Annotated in this window: 16 protein-coding genes and 1 pseudogene; 9 read left to right on the forward strand and 8 right to left on the reverse strand. The window is 36.5% G+C overall.

Features of this window, described 5'->3' with window-relative positions:
* Window positions 1-54 precede the first annotated feature (54 nt).
* The 7 genes from IGK91_RS06470 to menB all read right to left on the reverse strand — a co-directional run bounded on the left by IGK91_RS06470 (window position 55) and on the right by menB (window position 9,456).
* On the reverse strand, window positions 55-1,824 hold the full coding sequence (locus IGK91_RS06470) for a glycoside hydrolase family 13 protein (RefSeq protein ID WP_010719127.1): 1,770 nt from the start codon (window positions 1,822-1,824) through the stop codon (window positions 55-57).
* A gap of 329 nt (window positions 1,825-2,153) precedes the next feature.
* On the reverse strand, window positions 2,154-3,263 hold the full coding sequence (gene menC, locus IGK91_RS06475) for an o-succinylbenzoate synthase (protein ID WP_241546938.1): 1,110 nt from the start codon (window positions 3,261-3,263) through the stop codon (window positions 2,154-2,156).
* Window positions 3,263-4,090, reverse strand: coding sequence for a 2-succinyl-6-hydroxy-2,4-cyclohexadiene-1-carboxylate synthase (gene menH, locus IGK91_RS06480; RefSeq protein WP_081122730.1), 828 nt, complete (start codon window positions 4,088-4,090; stop codon window positions 3,263-3,265). Before menH ends, menC begins: the two co-directional genes overlap by 1 nt.
* The gene (gene menD / locus IGK91_RS06485) at window positions 4,083-5,831 is read right to left on the reverse strand and encodes a 2-succinyl-5-enolpyruvyl-6-hydroxy-3-cyclohexene-1-carboxylic-acid synthase (RefSeq protein WP_081122729.1); all 1,749 of its coding nucleotides are present in this window, start codon (window positions 5,829-5,831) and stop codon (window positions 4,083-4,085) included. The genes menH and menD overlap by 8 nt, the downstream gene beginning before the upstream one ends.
* Window positions 5,828-7,189, reverse strand: a complete 1,362-nt coding sequence (locus IGK91_RS06490; protein ID WP_181934269.1) for an isochorismate synthase — start codon at window positions 7,187-7,189, stop codon at window positions 5,828-5,830. Before IGK91_RS06490 ends, menD begins: the two co-directional genes overlap by 4 nt.
* Window positions 7,170-8,696, reverse strand: coding sequence for an o-succinylbenzoate--CoA ligase (gene menE / locus IGK91_RS06495; RefSeq protein WP_181934270.1), 1,527 nt, complete (start codon window positions 8,694-8,696; stop codon window positions 7,170-7,172). Before menE ends, IGK91_RS06490 begins: the two co-directional genes overlap by 20 nt.
* Window positions 8,641-9,456 carry a 1,4-dihydroxy-2-naphthoyl-CoA synthase gene (menB, locus tag IGK91_RS06500; RefSeq protein ID WP_010719121.1) on the reverse strand — a complete coding sequence of 272 codons (816 nt, stop codon included), beginning with the start codon at window positions 9,454-9,456 and terminating at the stop codon, window positions 8,641-8,643. Before menB ends, menE begins: the two co-directional genes overlap by 56 nt.
* 127 nt (window positions 9,457-9,583) lie before the next feature.
* On the opposite strand from menB, the gene IGK91_RS06505 reads away from it, so the two are divergent.
* The 6 genes from IGK91_RS06505 (at window position 9,584) to bsh (ending at window position 14,649) form a co-directional block, all read left to right on the forward strand.
* Window positions 9,584-9,973: a PaaI family thioesterase gene (locus tag IGK91_RS06505; protein ID WP_034866549.1), complete on the forward strand. Its 390-nt coding sequence runs from the start codon at window positions 9,584-9,586 to the stop codon at window positions 9,971-9,973.
* Between the two features lie 278 nt (window positions 9,974-10,251).
* Window positions 10,252-11,100, forward strand: a complete 849-nt coding sequence (locus IGK91_RS06510; RefSeq protein ID WP_430605260.1) for a YitT family protein — start codon at window positions 10,252-10,254, stop codon at window positions 11,098-11,100.
* Window positions 11,101-11,309: 209 nt separating this feature from the next.
* A complete protein-coding gene (locus tag IGK91_RS06515) occupies window positions 11,310-11,720 on the forward strand; it encodes an organic hydroperoxide resistance protein (RefSeq protein ID WP_010719118.1) in 411 nt (136 codons plus the stop codon).
* Window positions 11,721-11,778: 58 nt separating this feature from the next.
* The gene (locus tag IGK91_RS06520; RefSeq protein ID WP_034866544.1) at window positions 11,779-12,210 is read left to right on the forward strand and encodes a MarR family winged helix-turn-helix transcriptional regulator; all 432 of its coding nucleotides are present in this window, start codon (window positions 11,779-11,781) and stop codon (window positions 12,208-12,210) included.
* Between the two features lie 131 nt (window positions 12,211-12,341).
* Complete coding sequence (locus tag IGK91_RS06525) at window positions 12,342-13,367, forward strand: AI-2E family transporter (RefSeq protein ID WP_081122721.1); 1,026 nt, start codon at window positions 12,342-12,344, stop codon at window positions 13,365-13,367.
* A 304-nt stretch (window positions 13,368-13,671) separates the two neighbouring features.
* Window positions 13,672-14,649 carry a choloylglycine hydrolase gene (bsh, locus tag IGK91_RS06530; RefSeq protein WP_081122719.1) on the forward strand — a complete coding sequence of 326 codons (978 nt, stop codon included), beginning with the start codon at window positions 13,672-13,674 and terminating at the stop codon, window positions 14,647-14,649.
* A 124-nt stretch (window positions 14,650-14,773) separates the two neighbouring features.
* Here the strand turns inward: bsh and IGK91_RS06535 are convergent, their stop codons facing one another.
* Entirely contained in the window at window positions 14,774-15,805 is a 1,032-nt protein-coding gene (locus tag IGK91_RS06535) for an LPXTG cell wall anchor domain-containing protein (RefSeq protein ID WP_135981838.1), read from the reverse strand.
* Window positions 15,806-15,948: 143 nt separating this feature from the next.
* Here IGK91_RS06535 and IGK91_RS06540 point away from each other — a divergent pair.
* The 3 genes and pseudogenes from IGK91_RS06540 to ahpF all read left to right on the forward strand — a co-directional run bounded on the left by IGK91_RS06540 (window position 15,949) and on the right by ahpF (window position 19,844).
* Window positions 15,949-17,518 (forward strand): annotated as a pseudogene (locus IGK91_RS06540) (helix-turn-helix domain-containing protein).
* Window positions 17,519-17,730: 212 nt separating this feature from the next.
* Entirely contained in the window at window positions 17,731-18,294 is a 564-nt protein-coding gene (ahpC, locus tag IGK91_RS06545; RefSeq protein ID WP_010737626.1) for an alkyl hydroperoxide reductase subunit C, read from the forward strand.
* A gap of 11 nt (window positions 18,295-18,305) precedes the next feature.
* Entirely contained in the window at window positions 18,306-19,844 is a 1,539-nt protein-coding gene (gene ahpF, locus IGK91_RS06550; protein ID WP_181934272.1) for an alkyl hydroperoxide reductase subunit F, read from the forward strand.
* The last annotated feature ends 52 nt before the right edge of the window (window positions 19,845-19,896 follow it).

Here is a 19,896-nt window from a genome sequence, read left to right on the forward strand (position 1 = left end):
TACTGTTATAAAACGACAACTTGCAAACGCTTTCTGCATGTTACCGGTAACAAGTTATTCACACATCAAAATGAATCCGAATTGTTGAATTTCAGCTTTCCCATCATTTAATAATTCACTATTTTGGCTTAAGATAATTTCATTTTTCTGATCAACCAAATAACTTGTGGAAGATTGATTAAAAATAGCATGGATCTTTTGGCCGTTCAATTCACGAGAAAAATGAATCACGTCTTGACTATCATCAATTAGCTCCCAGCAAATCGTACCAGTGATTAAAATTTCAGATAATCGTTTCCGAAGATAAATCAATTCTTTAATAAAACCGTATAATTCCGTATCTTGTTGCTCTTTCTCCCAGATCATACATTTACGACAATCAGGATCATCTTCTCCAGTCAATCCGATTTCCGTTCCGTAATAAATACAAGGTGCGCCTTTTTGTAAAAACATGAAAGTAAGTACAGCTTTCATCAACTCTTTATTTCCATTACACAAGGTTAGGATTCTCGCAGTATCGTGGGAATCTAATAAATTAAATGTTCCTTCGTTTACTTGATCTTGGTACAGCATCTGCTGATGGTTCATGCCACTTGCCATTTGTGAAGCAGTGATTTTTCGTTTAACAAAATAGTCTTTGATTGAGTCTGTAAATGCATAGTTCATTACAGCATGGAACTCATCTCCTTGTAACCAAGCTTGGGATGAATGCCAGATTTCGCCTAAAATATAAATATCTGGTTTGATTGCAGTGACTTTTTCATGGAACAATTTCCAGAAATGATGATCGACTTCATTAGCGACATCTAAACGCCACCCATCAATATCAAATTCTTTCACCCAATAAGCAGCAATATCTAGTAAATACGATTGAACCTCAGGATTTGCTGTGTTGAGTTTAGGCATGAAAGGTGTAAAAGCAAACGTATCATAAGATAAATTTGCTGCTGTTTCGGGTAAATTCGTCATTTGATAGGCATCCACAGGAAAAGAATGAATATGGAACCAATCTTTATAAATTGATTTTTCGCCATTTTTGATCACATCTTGCCATTGGGGCGAGTCACTACCAATATGATTGAAAACAGCATCTAACATAATGCGGATACCCTTTTTATGCGCTTTTTCGATTAATTCTTTTAACAGACGTTCGTCACCAAAGGCTGGATCAACCTTCAAATAGTCGATCGTATCGTATTTATGATTAGACATAGCTTGGAAAATCGGGCAAAAATAAATACCATTGATTCCCAAATCGACTAAGTAATCGAGGTGATCAATCACACCCTGTAAATCACCACCAAAGAAATCATCTCGGTCAGGTGCTTTACTTCCCCATGGTAGCGTATGAGCTGGATCGTTAGTTGAGTCGCCATTCGCAAATCGTTCAGGAAATATTTGGTACCAAATCGTTTCTTTTGCCCATTGCGGCACTTTGAAACGATCAATTTCATGAAAATAGGGTATCCGGAAATAGTAATTTGCTTCTGCTAAGTTTGCTGGTTCATACGCAAAAATCCCTTGATCCCCGTAAAAACATTCTGTGCCATCAATCCCTACGATATGAAACCCATATTGTAACCTTCTAGTCGAGCTTGTTTGTTCCACTTCCCAGTAATCATGAACTAAAGTACTCAGACTTTTTTTCATTGGTATTTCTTCCAGATACCATTTTTGTGAATCAATCGTATAAGGATCGCCACTAATAAGATAAACTTTTTTTACATCGTCTTTACAGGTACGTAAACGAATTCTGAAAGTATCAGCTGTATATAAAAAAGCATATTCACTTTCCGGTCGATGATAAATTGCTGCGGTGTTCATGTATTTCCTCCTTCATATTTAAGATTACGTGTTCACTATAAAAGAGTGAACAACAAAAGACAACGCTTTCATTTATGTTATCGGTAACAGAATTCTGTTTCCCATGATTATCTCATCAAAAGGAGAAGTTAGGTCAATGGCGACATTAGCTGAATTATCGGTATTGTAGAAAGTGTAATTTTATACTCGCTACTTGCTGATTCATATAAAAAAAGTTCAACAAAAAGAAAGAATCCAAAAGAGAAAGAGCTGCTTTTGGATTCTTTCTGATTACTTGGTGTATCTCTACAACGACCACAGTGATCATATTATTTGTCAAACGTTTATTATTAAGAAAAAAGGAGTTCCTTTTTGTAGCAATAACGTTCGATTTTTTCTTGATCAAGGACTGCCCCATTGCCTTTTCCTAAGGGAACTGCAAGTTTCCCATCAGTGAGGCAAGCTTTATTTTTGATGATATCATCGTAGTAATAGCGATCTGATGCCGATATATCGCCAGGGAAAGTAAAGTCATTTTGGCTGGCAAATTGTATATTTAAGCAACGTCCTACTCCTGATTCAAACATTCCACCTAGCCACACCGTCAAGTTATGTTCACGACAAAATGTTACGATGGATAATGCCTCAGCGATCCCACCCACTCTGGGGATTTTTAGATTAATCCCACGACAACTTCCCAAGGTATGAGCGGTTTTAACATCATTTAGTGTACGAATATTCTCATCTAAACAAATTGGTGTTTTTAATTGTTTCTGTAAATACGCATGCTCGATAAAATCCCGTTGATTAAAAGGCTGTTCAATCATCGCTAGGTTTAATCGATCCAATTTTAACAATACCGGTAGATCCCTTAATGTATAAGCAGAATTGGCATCTGCCATCAAAAGCAAGTGAGGAAATTCCTTTCGTAATAAGGTTAATGGTTCGATATCGTAATCTGGTTTGATTTTTAACTTCAACCGCGTATAGCCTTGAGAAACATACATTCGAGCTTGTTTTAACAATTTTGCAGAATCTGTGTGGATACCTAAACTAATCCCAACTGCTAATTCTGTTTTCGTACTTTTGAAAATTTCTCGGAAACTGACATTCTTTCGTCTGGCATATAAATCCCAAATAGCTGTTTCCAAGGCTGCTTTTGCCATAAAATTCCCTTGCACTTTCGTCAATCGTCGCTGAACTTCGAAAGGCTCTTTGATTGGAGACATAGTAAGTAAAGGAATCAATTCATTTTTGATGATCAAGCGACTCATGTCGATCGTTTCTTCAATATAGTCCGCTTGTTGGAAAGAAACCAACTCTCCTACTCCTTGATTGCCTAATTCATCCTCGATTATCAATAAATCAAACGCTTTTTCAGTTAGAATTCCATAACTCGTTTCAAAAGGGGAAGTCAAAGGTAATTTAAGTTGTAATTGCTCGATTTTTCTAATTTGTATCACTTTTTTTCTTTCTCCATTATCCATTGATTTACTAGGGAAACAAATTTCGTTGGCTGTTCTAGATGAATACAGTGTCCACTTTTGGGAACCAACGCCATGGAAAACAGACTATTTTCTTCAACCAATTTTTTTCCGATTTTTTGAAACTTAGTATCATATTCTCCTGCTATATAAAGGATCGGTCTTTGGATATTTCTAAGCGATGGCCAGTAATTCGTCTGTTGCCCAGTTCTCATGTACATCAAACTAAGCGCCAAACCAATTGATTGTTGCATAAGTCTTCCTTGGCGAATCTTTCTTCTTGTCGAATCAGGTAGTTCTTTTTGACTTTCAAATAATGGAATCGATTCCCAATAATCCACAAAACCAGACAATGGTTCAGTCATGATCTTTTGCGCTAATAGAAGATCTTTTTTTTGACGTATGAGTCTTTCGCTAAGCGAACTGATGCCTGGTGTACCACTTTCCATAATGATGCCTAAAATTCCTTTTGGTTGTTCAATCAGCCAAGTTAACGCGGTACGGGCCCCCATGGAATACCCCAACAAATAAAAAGCATCGATCTTTAATTGCAAAACCAATTGTGCTAAATCTTGAACAAGTAATGGAAGCTTATAGCGATAAGGATGAACATAAACATCCGTCTTACCATGCCCGATCAAATCGATTGCTAAAACATTTAAATCTTGAAAAGGCAAAGAAAAGCTCATGGAAGTTCCGGTAAATCCGTGTAAACAAATGATAGTAGGTCTCATTGGAGATGTTCGCTGTAACCAACGATAAGCATAATTAACACCATTGATTTTTATTTTTCCCTCACTCATTTCGATTACCGTATCCCTCAATCATGTGTTGCCAAAGCTCTGCTGGTGCTTTTTGTTCGCCAACGACTTCAATCAACGTCCAAGTTGAATTTTCTTTCTCTTCTCTATTGTCTTTACTTTCTATTCTTTCTCGACTTTCACAAACTATTTGTTCAAATTCAGTCAGCGATTTGGGCTTTTTATAAGCGCCGCAGTAGAGATCTGCCACTTTCTCCAAGTCTAGATGTAAGGGTGTTGAAAACAAAGGATCAAAAAAGGAGTTATCTAATTCCCTTTGAGGAAGGAAAGAAAAGATACCTCCCCCGTTATTATTCAAAACGATCACAGTCACCGGCAGCTCAAGTTCTTTGATTATTTGTAACCCATTCATATCATGAAACAAAGCTAAGTCACCAATCAACAAAAACATCTGCTGTTTCTTAGCCGCACAAATACCTGCAGCTGTTGAAACAATCCCGTCAATACCATTTACTCCCCGATTCCCATAGACTGAAAATCGTTGTTTTGAAAAACCAGCGTAGCGATCAATAAAACGAATAGCATTACTATTGGACAAGAAGAGTGTTTCGTCAAACTTTAACAATTGAAAAAGACGCTTACTAGCATTGCTTTCGTTATAGGCATCTAAGGGTAAGGTTGTTTCTATCGTTTGTCTGGCAAGCTTTGCTCTTTCTTGCCAATAGGATAACCAGTTTCTATCTGCATGAGTATGAAATTCTTCATCGCTCATGTTCTTAACCATGCTACAAAACGTCAGTGGATCAATTGGTAAAACATAATTACTTTGATGTAACCAGTCTTTCCAAGATTCGCTTTCATCAATGATGACATAAGTCAGGTCTTTTGACTGATTTAAATAAAGCATGAGGTTTTTAGCCAATGGCAAGTTACCAAACTGCCAAACGATTTCGGGTGTTTCTAAGCGTTGATCGGCAAAGATCAAATCAACATGAGAAATATAATTGTCGCTTTCTTTCCCGCAATTTCCTAAATTTGTAAGTGGATCACCAAGAATAGGCCATCCTACGATTTCAGCTAGTTCAATCATTTTCGTTGCCTGTTGTGTGGTCAATTCTCTTCCAACAATAATCAACCCTTTTTTGGTCAACCAAGAATCAAGTTCTGGTAACGAAAAGGAAGTTACTTTATTGATCGTTTCCCCTTTTCTTGAATAATGACGTGTAAATGATTGGGACAAATCTGGTAATAAAGGTTCTCGAAAAGGTAGATTCACATGTACAGGTCCTTTAGGAATTTTTATTGCAGCAGCCGCACTCTCCCAACCCTGAAAAAACGCATATCTTTCAAAAGATTCTCCTTCTTCAGGCAAAGCCATTCCGATATACTTTTTGACATGGCTTCCATACAAATGTTGCTGATCTATCGTTTGTGGTGCTCCTACGCCTTGCGCCTCTGGTGGACGGTCAGCGGTCAACACAACGAGTGGAACATTTGACGCCTCAGCTTCACAAATGGCTGGATAATAATTTGCTGCAGCAGTTCCTGATGTGCAAATCAGACCAACAGGTTCCTTTTGTGCTTTTGCTAAACCAAGCGCAAAAAAAGCAGCCGAACGCTCGTCCACATTGATATAGCAATTGATTTCCGGGTCACGATAAGCCAATAAGGCCAGTGGTGTCGAGCGTGATCCTGGGCTAATGACCATTTCTTTTAATCCACTTTCTTTCAATCCATGGATAAATGCTAATAAATAAGCAGTCAGCTCTTTTGTGTTCGTCATTCTTTTACACCTCGAATCATCGGTTGAAATTTTAGAGCAGTTTCTAAGTATTCCGCTTCAGGCGTTGAATCTGGCACAATTCCACAGCCAGCATACAACTGGACCTCAGTATCACTCACTACTCCAGAACGAATACCAACTGCAAATTCACCAACATCCTCAGTTAAACTACACCAGCCAATTGGACCACCGTATAACCCTCGCCCAATAGGTTCTTTTTCCGCTATCCAATCAATGGCTGCCTGTTTAGGAACACCGCCTAAAGCTGGTGAAGGATGTAGTTGTCGTATGACTTCTAAAAATGAGAAACCATCCTGACGGCTCCCTTTCAACGTCAAACAAAGATGTTGAATGTCTCGGTTTTTTAAAAGACTTTTTTCTGATACTGTTAGTTTCCCCTTAATAAATGAGTGCATCTGTTCTGTTAAACGTTCGACGACTAATTGGTGTTCTCCAATATTTTTAGAGTCTTTTAAAAGTTTTTCTCCCGATGTAACGTCTTCTCTTTCGTTTGAACTTCTAGCGATAGAGCCAGCAATGCTAGCGGTCAAGAAATGGGTATCAGTCGCCTGAAGCAAACGTTCAGGTGTTGCGCCAATAAACGCTTGACCTTTTGCTTCTAAAACAAAGAGATAGGTGTTTGGTTGTTGACTAATCAGATGAAGTAAGATTTTTTCAACAGAAAATTCTTTGCCAACTAATTGCATCTGTCTTGCTAAAACCACTTTTTTAAGTGCTGATTTTTTATTTGCTGTGACTTCGATCGTCTCTTCAACAGCTTTTAAGAAATGAGGAACAGCTACTTCAGTTTCTTTTAATATTTGACTTGGCGAAAAATCTGGGACACATCGCTCTTTCATTTCATTAATGAGTCTCATTTTTTCTTTAATAAACTCATCGAGTTCTTTTAAAGTTTTAAAATGATTACTTGCGGTTATTACAACGGTTAGTTGCTGATGATTTTGCTTGATTAATAGTTCGGGTAGAATAAAACACCCCTCTGCCAATTCTCCCAAAATAGGCGCTTGATTTTTGTTTTCAGCATCAAAAGGTAATCCTCCAAAAAGAATCGGAGTCTCTTTTTCAGGAACCAGAAACGAAAGTTTTTTAAAAAACTCTTGTTTAGCATTTATCAGGTCTTCGGTGGACCAGTTTCCATGCTTCTTTAAAAGATTACGCCCAAACCCCAAGAAACCGACATTTTTGTCTGGCGTTTGCCAAAAGAAACGTGTGCCTTTAAAGTCACTCGCTTTTGCAAAGAGATTTGCTAACGGTTCATAAGGAATCTTAAAGCTATAACATACATAGTCAGCTTCAGGTACTTCCTGTAGATTTAGATTAAATAAGTTGGTAGTCAATATAGTTCACTCTTTCTTCTGTTAAAAAAAGTCGTTTTAATGGTTTTCCTGAGGCTGTTTTTGGTAGATCATGGATGACAAAAATTTCGTCAGGATGTTTGTAGGAAGCAAGTTGCTCCATGAGATTGCAAATTTCATTAACGCTGACCTTATCTATTAATTTCAAATAAGCTACTGGGCGTTGCCCCCAGTTAGGATCGGCTCTACCAATAACAATAGCCTCTGCAATTTTCTGACTTTTTAAAAAAATTGCTTCAATCTCAGCAGGGTAAATATTTTCTCCGCCTGAGATGATTCGCTCACTCATTCGACTAAGAATTTTTAGTTCACCAGTATCTGTTAAATAGCCCCAATCACCAGTACAAAACCAGCCCTCTTTCGTCCACGAATGTCGATCTCGTCCGTTGAGATATCCTTTAACGATCGACGGACCTTTCAAAAGAATTTCTCCAGATTCATTCGCTTGATCTGTCCCATCGATTTTAATTTGCACACCCATTAGCGGACGACCAACCGTGTCTTTAAACTTTGAATGCAAATTGATTTTACCTGCGACAACTTGGGAACATGTTTCTGTCATGCCATAAGACAACATAACGGGTAGCTTCAACTGGCAACAGTCTTCAAGTAAGGTAGATTCAATCGGACCGCCACCTAATAAAACTTGCTTCAAAGAAGAAGGATAACCGTCTTCTGGTACAAACGGCAACAGATCTTTTAACATTTTCGTGACTAACGACAAATAAGCGGTTTTTTCGCTTAAAATCAGTTGGTTGCCTTCTGATGGGTGAAATTTCTCACATAAATGAACGCTAATTCCTAAAACAAGGGAACGTAAAAGAATCGATAAACCACTGATATGGTACAACGGGACGCAACAAAGCCAATTCTCGCCAGACTCGATAGCCATACTTTTTTGTGTAGCTAGGCTACTTGCTTGATGGTTTGAAAAAGTTTGAGGTACTCCTTTTGGCTTTCCAGTAGTCCCAGATGTATACATGATCGAGGCTATTTGCTCCAATTGATAGCCGAAATCAATTGGTGGTTCATTAATTCTCCCGATTAGTTCCTTTTTTTTCGGGAAAGAAATGATGGTTACATTTTCAAAGGAAAAATTTTCAGGATGTTCAGTGATCAATAGTCGTGTATTGGCATCTTTTAACTGATAAGCTAGTTCTTCACTGGTTAACCTTGTATTTAGAAATTGGATCTCCATTCCTAGTTCCCATAGAGCTAAGATCGACTGATACATCATTGTCTGATTGTCGCTCAAAATGGCTACTCTTTTAATAGTTTTTTGTTGATTGCTTATAAAACGTTTGAAATAATAAGCAAGTTGCTGTACATAGTGATTCAATTCACTAAACGTTAGACAAACATCTTTCGTATAAAAGGCTGGCTGATCTGGCTGTTCTAATGCTTGTCGTTGCAACCAACTATTTGGTTTTTGTTTAGGGAAATTTAGGAAATTGGTCAAAGTCAGGCTCTCTCTTTTCTTTGAATGCATCTCGTCCTTCTTGAGCTTCAGCCATCGTGTAGTAAAGTAAAGTGGCATCCCCTGCTAATTGTTGGATCCCCGCTAGTCCGTCTGTATCTGCGTTCATTGCAGCCTTGATCATTCTTAATGCTAAAGGACTTTTCTTCAACATTTCTTCTGCCCACTCTATCGTTACGTCTTCAATTTCGGCTAAAGGTACCACTGTGTTGATCCAATTCATTGCTAAAGCTTCTGTTGCGGAATACTGTTTCGTCATAAACCAGACTTCTTTTGCTTTTTTATGACCGATCACTCGAGCTAGATAGCCTGATCCATAACCGCCGTCAAAACTTCCTACATTCGGACCTGTTTGTCCAAATTTCGCATTTTCAGCGGCAATTGTGATGTCACAAACAAGTTGTAAGACATTGCCTCCACCGATCGACCAACCTTTGACCATAGCAATCACAGGCTTTGGAATGACCCGAATCAAGCGTTGGAGATCTAGCACATTCAAGCGAGGGATTTGATCATCACCTACATACCCGCCATTTCCTCGAACTTTTTGATCTCCACCAGAACAAAATGCTTGATCTCCTGCCCCGGTTAAAATAATCACACCAATATCTTGCCGCTCTCGACAAATAGTAAAAGCTTCAATCATTTCAAACACTGTCTTTGGAGTGAATGCATTGTGTACTTGAGGTCGATTAATTGTTATTTTTGCTATTTTACCATGTTTTTCAAAAAGTATTTCTTCATAGTCTTTAATTGTTTGCCATTCTCTCATTTTATTCCTCCTCTAAGTTGAACATTCTTATTATACACAAAAGCCAAAGAAAACGTTTGTAATTTTATATTTTTTAAGAATTTCTGTTATACTATTCAAAAAACAAAAAAAGGAATGAAACCTAAAAATGAATTTAATCGAATATTTACAGATTGAGACAATGTCTATCTCAAAAGAACAGGTTGAATTGTTACTACCGATTTCTGACATCCATCTCCAACCTTTTGGCTTCCTTCATGGTGGAATCAACGGTATCTTGATTGAAACCGCTTGTAGTATTGGTGCTAACCAACATTTAAGCTCGCCACAATATGCGGTAGGTGTAGATTTACACGTCAACCACCTTAACAGCGCTCAAAATGGACAATTACGAGTGATCGCACGTCCAACTAAAATTGGACGTTCTATCCAATTTTGGGCAGCTGAAATTTATTTAGAAAAAGAAAACGAACCAACTCCTGCTCATCTTATTGCCAATGGTTCTTGCACACTAACTGTTCGTAACGAATCGACATGACGTTGCATTTATGTCCAACCTTTCATTCATTAAATTTCCATCTTTATTTGCTCTTTATCGAAATAAGTAAAAGTAAAAGACATCTTTCATTTTTATTTCAATCGATAAAAAATATGATTATTCACTATCTATAGCAACATAGTGAACTCATAGCTCATCTATTTCTCAACCTGAAATGTTAGACTAACCTAACATTTTTTAAAATAGTAGTTAACTTTAGGTGAATATTACGTTATAATGAAAAAATCACTAAAAAATTAAAATACAATAATGAATGGATGAAGCAAATGAAAGCGATGATTTGGACATACATAAAAATAATGTTTGCTTTAACCATTTTAGGCGTAGGTATCAATATGTTTTTAGGCCCCCACCATATCGCAGCAGGCGGTGTGAGTGGTTTAGGTATTCTCTTAGAATCGGCTTTAGGTTTTGATCGTGCAATGGTCATTTTAGTATTAAATATCATCATGTTGGTATTAGCTCTTGTATTTCTTGGAAAAAAACCTTTTTTCAAAGTGCTTTTTGGAAGTCTTGTCTTTCCGCTGATTATTGCGGTCGTCCCTGAAATGATGGTTACGTCGGATCGTTTACTTTCAGTGATCTTTGGTAGTGCGATCTTTGCTCTGGGTGTCGCTATTTTATACAAAAATAATTCTTCAAGTGGCGGAACAACTATTCCACCACTGATCTTCAAAAAGTACTTTCATTTGAATACTTCGATTGGTTTATTGGTAACAGATGCGTTTGTTGTATCACTTAATTTATTTATTTTTGGGTTTGAAGAATTTTTATACGCCATTCTTTCGATCGTCATTACCTCGATTGTAATGTCATATATTGAAACAGGAATGAATCGTAAAAAATCGATAATGGTGATGAGCGAAACTTCTATCGAAGAAATCCGCCAACGTTTAAGTGCGGAAATTGGTCGTGGCTTAACTTTATTAGAAGCAAAAGGTGGCTACAACCGCAAATCTAAAGAAGTTTTATTGATCGTCGTAACAGACCAGGAGTTTTCAAGAGTCAAACCATTGATCGAAGAAATCGACCCTACTGCTTTTGTGATTGTCAGCAGTGTAGCTGAAGTAACTGGTAGTGGCTTTACTTACCATCCAATTGAGTAATAAGAAGCTTATTCATAAATACTTCCTCTTCTATTTTTGTATTTCTTCTAAAAATTGATTCTGCTTAAATAATTTATCTAAAACGAGTGATGTCATAACGTGTAGTCGCTCGTTTTTTTTATGCCCATGCTGAAACGAATTAGTTGCCTTTCTCAATTAAGTTGTATACAATTTAATTGTACAAAATCAAATTTAAAGGAGTGTTTTTTATGAAAAAAATGTATTCTACAAAAATGATCAATACTGGTGGTCGTTCAGGTGAAGTTCATAGTCCAGATCATTCATTTGAACTTGCAATTGCGGCTCCTGGACGTCGTGTAGCCGATGCAACGAATCCTGAGCAATTATTTGCAGCAGGTTTCAGTGCTTGTTTCAATAGTGCGTTAGAATTGATCAAAAATCAAAAAAATATCTCTGGTGCTTCTACCATCAGTGCTCAAGTATCTTTGTATGCTGAAAATGAAATGAGTTTTGTTTTAGGCGTTGAAATTGAAGGTCATGTTGAAGGTCTCTCTTTAGAGGAAACACAAGAATTACTAGAAGCAGCTCATAAGGTTTGCCCTTATTCTAAGGCAACTGCAGGTAATATTGAAGTGACATTGACTGCCGTTAACAGCTAGACATTTATTACAAAATCAGCTATGCTAACAAGGAACTACGAGAATCGAGGTGGAGAAAATGGAAGATTTATATTTAGAAAACCAGTTGTGCTTTCCTTTATATGCCGCCTCTAAAGAAATCATTCGCTCGTACAACCCTTTGCTGAAGCCTTTAGATTTAACTTACACGCAATACCTGGTAATGCTTGTTTTATGGGAAAACCAACAAGTCACAATGAAAGAACTTGGCAGCTTACTTTGTTTAGATTCTGGAACCTTGACGCCCGTCATAAAAAAAATGGCTGACAAAGGCCTACTTCAAAGAAGAAGAGCAGATAAAGACGAGCGTATTACGATTCTATCACTGACTTCTAATGGAAAAGCTTTAGAAGAAAAAGCAAAAGATATTCCTGCTAAAATATTAGCGAGTCTTCCACTTGAACCGGATGAGCTTGTTCTTTTGCAAAAACTCAGCAAGAAAATGCTAACTAATTTTCGGGAAAAACACTAGGAACTAAACAGTCAAACTGCAGACATTGCTCATCAATGTCTGCAGTTTTTATTTTTTTCTTCCTAATTCCCTATTTCCGCTTTATAATCAAATATGTACGCTATGACTTAAATTACTTGGAGGTTGTTGATTTGTCTGTTTACCAACGCTTTTTGGCGAATGAAAAAATTCGTCGTATGACTGTTCTATTAATCATTATTGTAGTCCTTTTTCTTGTAAGAAGCATGATTACAACAATTTTACTAACTTTTATTTTTACGTATTTAATGATTCACTTAGTGCAAATTATCCAACGATTCATTAAGGTTCCAACCGGAGTATTAACCATTATTGTTTATGCTCTTGTGGTTTACCTAATCTATTTAGCATTTACAATTTATATCCCCGCCTTGGTACACCAAACATTTGACATGGTCAAATCAGTCATCAATTTCTATGAACATCAACCCAAAGACGCTGATCCGGTTTTACTTTATATCCATAATTACATTGAAAGAAATGATTTCTTTGAACAATTACAAAATGGTGCATCAATTGCTTTAGGCTATTTACAAGACTTTGGTAAGATGGCTGTCGCCTTTACTATGTCTTTTATCTTAAGTTTCTTTTTTATGATCGAAAAGAAAAAAACAATCCTATTTTCCCGCTTATTCTTAAAAGGCGAATTTTCTTGGTTCTTCCAAGACATTTATTACTTTGCTGATAAATTTGTCAATACCTTTGGATTAGTATTAGAGGCACAGTTCATTATTGCTTTATTAAACACGATCCTCACAACGATTGCTTTAGCTGCTTTTGGTTTCCATCAGTTGCTTAGTTTAGCAATTATGATCTTTATTTTAAGTTTGATCCCAGTTGCTGGTGTCATTATCTCTTGTGTGCCCTTATCCTTTATTGCGTATTCTCAAGGTGGCATAAAAGATGTGGTTTACATCTTATTAACGATTTTAATCGTCCATTTACTTGAATCTTATGTTTTGAATCCAAAATTGATGTCTAGTAAAACAGAATTACCGATTTTCTATACCTTTATTGTATTATTGATCAGCGAACGCTTTTTAGGAGTATGGGGTTTGATTGTTGGTATTCCAATTTTTACATTCTTATTAGATATATTAAAAGTGAAAGAAATTCCCAACCATCCCCTCAAAGAGTGACTTTCTTTGAATCAGAACCTGTAAGATTTACTTCAGTTTAATTGTCATAAAAATTTTGTGACGTCTCTAGCTCTGAGAAATAAGTCGAAGAATCCCTTCTAGTTAGGGCATTCTTCGGCTTATTTTCCGCTAAAATTTTCTAGAACACCGCACACTTGTCTTGTTAATCCTTACAAAGTAAATCCATCTTAGAAAAGATCTTTTTTTATAATAGGAGTTTTTTTAATCAAAAATCAGTTTTTCTGGTAAAAAATTAAAATTGGTATTATCATTAATTTATATTAATAAAAGGAGGAGATGTATCATGTGTACATCCATTGTTTATGCAACTAAAGATCATTATTTTGGACGAAACTTAGATTTAGAGCTTTCTTATGGACAAGTAGTGACAATTACGCCTAGAAACTATCCTTTTAAATTTCGTCGAACGGATCCTCTACCCTCTCACTATGCGTTAATTGGTATGGCTGCAGTTGTTGATAATTATCCGTTATATTTTGAAGCAACAAATGAAAAAGGACTTAGCATGGCAGGTTTGAATTTCCCTGAAAATGCTCATTACTTTGAAGAAGACTCTGGTAAAGCCAATATCTCACCATTCGAATTTATCCCTTGGTTATTAGGAAAATGCGCAACAATCGATGAGGCAAAAAAATTACTTGCTGAGATCAACTTAGTAAATATCAATTTTAGTGAAGAACTTCCACTTTCTCCTCTTCACTGGATGCTTGCTGACCAAAATGAAGCTCTCGTGATCGAATCAACCATTGATGGTTTGAAAATTTACAATAATCCAGTCGGTGTATTAACAAATAATCCACCTTTTGATTATCAATTGTTTAATTTAAATAACTACCGTCATGTTTCTCCTACTGTATCTTCCAATCATTTTGCGAAAAATCTAGAGTTGGATGTGTATAGTCGTGGAATGGGTGGATTAGGCTTACCAGGCGATTTATCATCTGCTTCTCGTTTCGTAAAAGCTGCCTTTACAAAATGGCAATCAGTCTCAGGAGATTCAGAGATGGAGAGCGTGAACCAATTTTTCCATATATTAACATCCGTGGAACAACAAAAAGGATTGTGTGATGTAGGAAATGGGAAGTTTGAATATACGATCTATTCGTCTTGTTGTAACATGGACAAAGGGATCTATTACTATACTACTTACAACAATCACCAAATCACCGCAGTTGAAATGCATAAAGAAAATCTCGAAGGCACTGAATTGATTACTTATCCAATGGTTGATCAAGAACAAATACATTATTTAAACAAATAAAAAATAAGTGATTTAATACTTATGGTTCATCACTTATTTTTCTAGTAATTTTCTATTTTATAAAGAAGAGAATGAGGATGTGCTCCTCATTCTCTTCTTTTAATAATAATGTTATTTGTTTGCTTTAACTTTGTTTTTCACTATTTCGTAACTTTCTCACTCCGAAAATAGAGAAAATGATAAGTGTAAACCCAAGATACATAAAACTTGGTGTTGCTTTATCTGCTGTTTTTGGTAATTGACCACTTATACCATTACCAAGAGATTTTTCATTATCTGAGAAATTATCATTGTTTATTTCATAATTGTTTTCATTTTTAGGCGTAAAACTACCTGATAAAGACATCTGATGCGATTTTTCTTTGATCATATCTGGCAAAATTACTTGATTTTTCGTATTAACGTCAATTAAAGATTCCCCCACAGTTGGAAATTCTTCTTTCTTAGGTATCTCGATTTCCACTTGAGGTTTTTTCATTTCATCTGGTGTTGGATCAGTCGGTTCGACTGGATCTGGCTTTTCTTCTGGCGTTGGATCAGTCGGTTCAACTGGATCTGGCTTTTCTTCCGGCGTTGGATCAGTCGGTTCAACTGGATCTGGCTTTTCTTCCGGTGTTGGATCAGTCGGTTCAATTTCTGGTAATTCGGTAAAATTATCCTCATCAACATTAAGCATTTCTTCAACTGTCTGACGTTGACTATAAGGCGTAAGATGCTGATTATCTGTCGGACTGCCATCAGCTACTTTGATCGTAAATAATGCTGGCTTTGTTAAATGTTGATTTAATGTTACAGTAAAGGTAAAACTAGCCTTATGTCCATTAATCTGAAGCGTAGTTGGATCGTACCCAATCGTCAATGCTGGATCAACTTTCTCAAATACTACATTGGATTGTGAGATTGGTTGTCTATCGCCTGAATAGCTGACACTGGCTTTGACTGGTACCGTTTTTCCCACCGGAAATTTCATGATTCCTGAATTTGTTGTGGAAAATTCATCCTGTAGTGTGATACAATTCACGTTTGCCCACCCAGGCTCTTTCGTTTTAGTAACGATTGGGTGGTGCTCTTCAATCTTTACTTGTTGCGTTGCTTCGGCAGTTACCGATAGGCCTGTCAAAGCAACAGTAGCCATTATAAGTTTTAAGTGATTCATTTTTACATCTCCCCCGTTTCAAACACTTTTGGCTTGCAATACATAAGATAATACAAACGGCTAAAATATTATTACTGTTTTTTTGTTCAAAATAGCTAATTTTTTAGTAAAATGCTGGATGGAAAATCAAATGGAGGAATAACATGCAAACACAAGAAGCAATCAAAAAGTATCTTTTAAATAAAAAAAGTGTTACCAAGCTCAATATTTTTCTTTTTCTTGCAGAACACCCATTCTTCATTACCACTCACTACCTCACTGATTATTTTGAGATGTCTGATTCTACTTTTTTGCTTTATCTCCAAGAATTAGAACAGGATTTTATGACACTTGATTTAGAAGATGTTTCTTTGATCAGGCAAAAGAAATTTGTCCAGTTAGATTTAAAGAATACAGATAGTGCAAAATGTTATTATGAATTATTTGGTAAATACTGTTTAGAATCGACAAATTTTAAAATTTTAACAGCCCTGTTAGAACCAACTGGTCATTCAATTGTTAGCATTAGTCAAACAACAAATTACAGCTCCTCTTATCTTTATTCCAAAATGAAAGCTGTCAATCAGTTCCTTAAATTGTATGGGATTGCATTTAAATTTACAGCTAAAGGAAAAAAAATCGTAGCAGGAACGGAAGTACAGATCCAGTATTGTTTTTTAGATGTTTATTGGAATATTTTTTCAAATACTTCTGTCCCCTACGGCATGGAAACCCCACAATCTATTACGTATGAACTAACAACTTATTTTAAACAAGAATTACTTGATGCCCTAAGTGGAGGTATGAAAGAGAAATTATTTTTACTATTAAAAATCTGTGTAGAGAACTTTCCAGTTACATCGTTGAAGAATGTCCAAAGAGAGTTTAAAGAATATGACTATATTGAATACTTGGTTACTCCAGAATTTGATTTACTTAACGATCATTTATCTATCTGTCATGAGCAGCGGGTTTTAATCAACCTGTTAGCAAGATTAGCGATCTCAAAACTAGAAAGTGACGAGCTTAGCTTTCAACATTACCAAATGTTACTAGAAGCTAATGTTCCTTACATCGTTTACTCTAAAAAGCTAGTGGAGTCTTTTAGCCGACACTTTCATTTAAAAGTACCAGTCAACCAACAAAAACTTTATGCCTTGAACTTTGCTCGAAATAAACTTTTCAGTACTTTTTTGAATCCTGATCAACCCAATACTCCTTTACCTACCTATACTTTATATGAAGGAAAAGAAAATTTTATATGAAGGAAAAGAAAATTTTGAAAACTTACAAAATGAGATCAAACAATTCTACGTCACTTTTAGACAAAAAATCAGTAAAGAGCTGCCAGATCTATTGATCAAAGAAAATATGCAATGGATCGTTGAAGACTTACTTCATTTGTATGATCGCTTTAAACCTCAACACTCGATCGTCATAGGTATCAATTACACCAAGGATTTTTATGTGAGTAAAGATTTGATGGTCAAAATCGAGCAGATCTTTTCTTCCGAGTCGATCATCATCCAAAAAAATTATATGGAAGAATGTGATATCATCGTCAGTGACTGTCCCTTAGAGCATCTGCCGCCACATATCAAAAAAATCTATTTATTGGACAATTATGTGACACCGCAAGAATGGAAAAAAGTAATTACTCAAATTGCTGGATATATCTTTGAATTAAAGCAAGAAAATGATTATACATCTTGCACACCATTTTCTAATAAATGATCCAATGCAGCCGTTCATGGAAAAATAGTCGATGAATCCTACTAAACAAAGGAAGCAGCCACTATTCCCATGTACGGCTTTTTCTATTCTACCTATAAATAACCTCCTATTTTTACGAGACATTCTTAAAATAACCAAAAAACCTTTGACTTTGCAACCGTTATTAAATTATATTAATTATAAATAAAGCAAAATAAATTGGAGGTTTTCATATGTCATTGATTGGAAAAAAAGTTGGAGAATTTACCGCACAAGCTTATAAAAACGGAGAATTTATCGATATCAGCGATGCTAATCTTACTGGTAATTGGAGTATCATTTGCTTTTATCCAGCAGATTTCACTTTCGTATGTCCAACAGAATTAGAGGATTTACAGGAACAATACGATGAATTAAAATCACTAGGCGTCCAAGTATTTTCTTGTTCAACGGATACCCACTTTACACATAAAGCATGGCATGACTCATCTGAAGCTATCGGAAAAATAGAATATGCCATGATTGGCGACCCTTCTCACCACATTTCTCGTTTATTTGATGTATTGAATGAAGAAAGTGGACTTGCACAAAGAGGAACTTTTATCATAGATCCAGATGGTATCGTACAAGCAATGGAAATCAATGCTGATGGTATTGGACGTGACGCAAGTGCCTTGATTGACAAAATCAAAGCCGCACAATACGTACGTACGCATCCTGGTGAAGTTTGTCCAGCGAAATGGAAAGAAAGTGGCGAAACACTAAAACCTAGTTTCGATCTTGTTGGAAAGATTTAGAGGATGAGCCGATGTTAGATAAGGAAACGAAACAAAATTTAGCTCAATATCTTGATTTAATGGAAGCACCAGTTGTTTTTTCGGTTAGTACAGATGACACAGCCAATTCCCAACAACTATTCGAGTTTGTGAACGAAGTGGCAGATATGACTGATAAAATTACGGTTGAACAAAAGACGTTGCCACGTACCCCTAGCTTTGAAATCAATTCTTTACAAAAGACTAGCGGGATCACTTTCGCAGGTATTCCTTTAGGCCACGAGTTTGCATCTTTCCTCCTTGCTTTATTACAAGTAAGTGGACGACCACCTAAAATAGCTGATACTTTGATTCAATCCATTTTAGAAATTAATCAGCCTCTACATTTTGAGAGCTATGTCAGTTTAACCTGTCACAACTGCCCTGATGTTGTTCAAGCGTTAAACATTTTAGCGGTTTTGAATCCGTTGATCACCCATACGATGATCGAAGGTGGGATGCATCAGCATGAAATCACTGAAAAACAAATCATGGCCGTGCCAACCGTCTTTTTAAACGAAAAAGAATTTGCTAGTGGACGAATGACGATTGAACAAATTTTAGGAAAAATAGCTGGCCCGAATCTAATGGAACAAAAGGAAATCAATACAAAAGAATTATTTGACGTTCTAGTTATCGGTGGCGGTCCAGCAGCAAGCAGCGCAGCGATTTACGCAGTTAGAAAAGGCCTCCGTACTGGACTCGTAACTGATACACTTGGCGGTCAAGTCGTAGATACGTTAGGCATCGAAAATCTAATCGGTACACCTTACACAGAAGGTCCACGATTGATGAAACAAGTCGAAGAACATTTACGGTCTTATCCTGTTGCTGTTATGACAAATCAACAAGTTGTGTCACTAAACAAAGGAGCAGATCTCTTTGAAATCAATTTAAAAAGCGGCAATCAACTGAAATCAAAAACAACGATTGTTGCAACAGGAGCTCATTGGCGTTCCATCAATGTTCCTGGTGAAAAAGAATTTAAAAACAAAGGAATTGCCTATTGTCCTCATTGCGATGGTCCCCTCTTTGCCGGAAAAGAAATCGCAGTGATTGGTGGCGGAAATTCAGGGATTGAAGCTGCCATTGATTTAGCTGGGTTGGCGAAACATGTATATATTTTAGAGTTTCTTCCGACACTTAAAGCAGACCAAGTATTACAAGATAAACTAGCTACTTTAACAAATGTCACTGTCATTCTAAATGCCCAGACGAAAGAAATCAGTGGTCAGACAAAGGTTGATTCGTTGAGTTATATCGACCGTTCCACCCAGGAAGAACACACAATAGCTGTTTCAGGTGTGTTTATTCTGATCGGTTTGGTTCCTAATACGGATTGGTTAGTTGGAACACTTGAGTTAAATGATCGAGGAGAAATCATCACTGATGCCCATGGTGCTACCAGTGAAGCAGGACTTTACGCTGCTGGTGATTGCACAGATAGTGCTTATAAACAGATCATTATTGCTATGGGATCAGGAGCTACAGCAGCCCTTGGTTCATTTGACTATTTGATGAGAAAAGAATAACTTTGCTACAAATCTCAAAAGGTTAAGACAAGTTTATTCATCAACTTGCCTT

Source organism: Enterococcus sp. DIV1208, from assembly GCF_050530455.1.
Lineage (GTDB): Bacteria > Bacillota > Bacilli > Lactobacillales > Enterococcaceae > Enterococcus_B > Enterococcus_B hirae.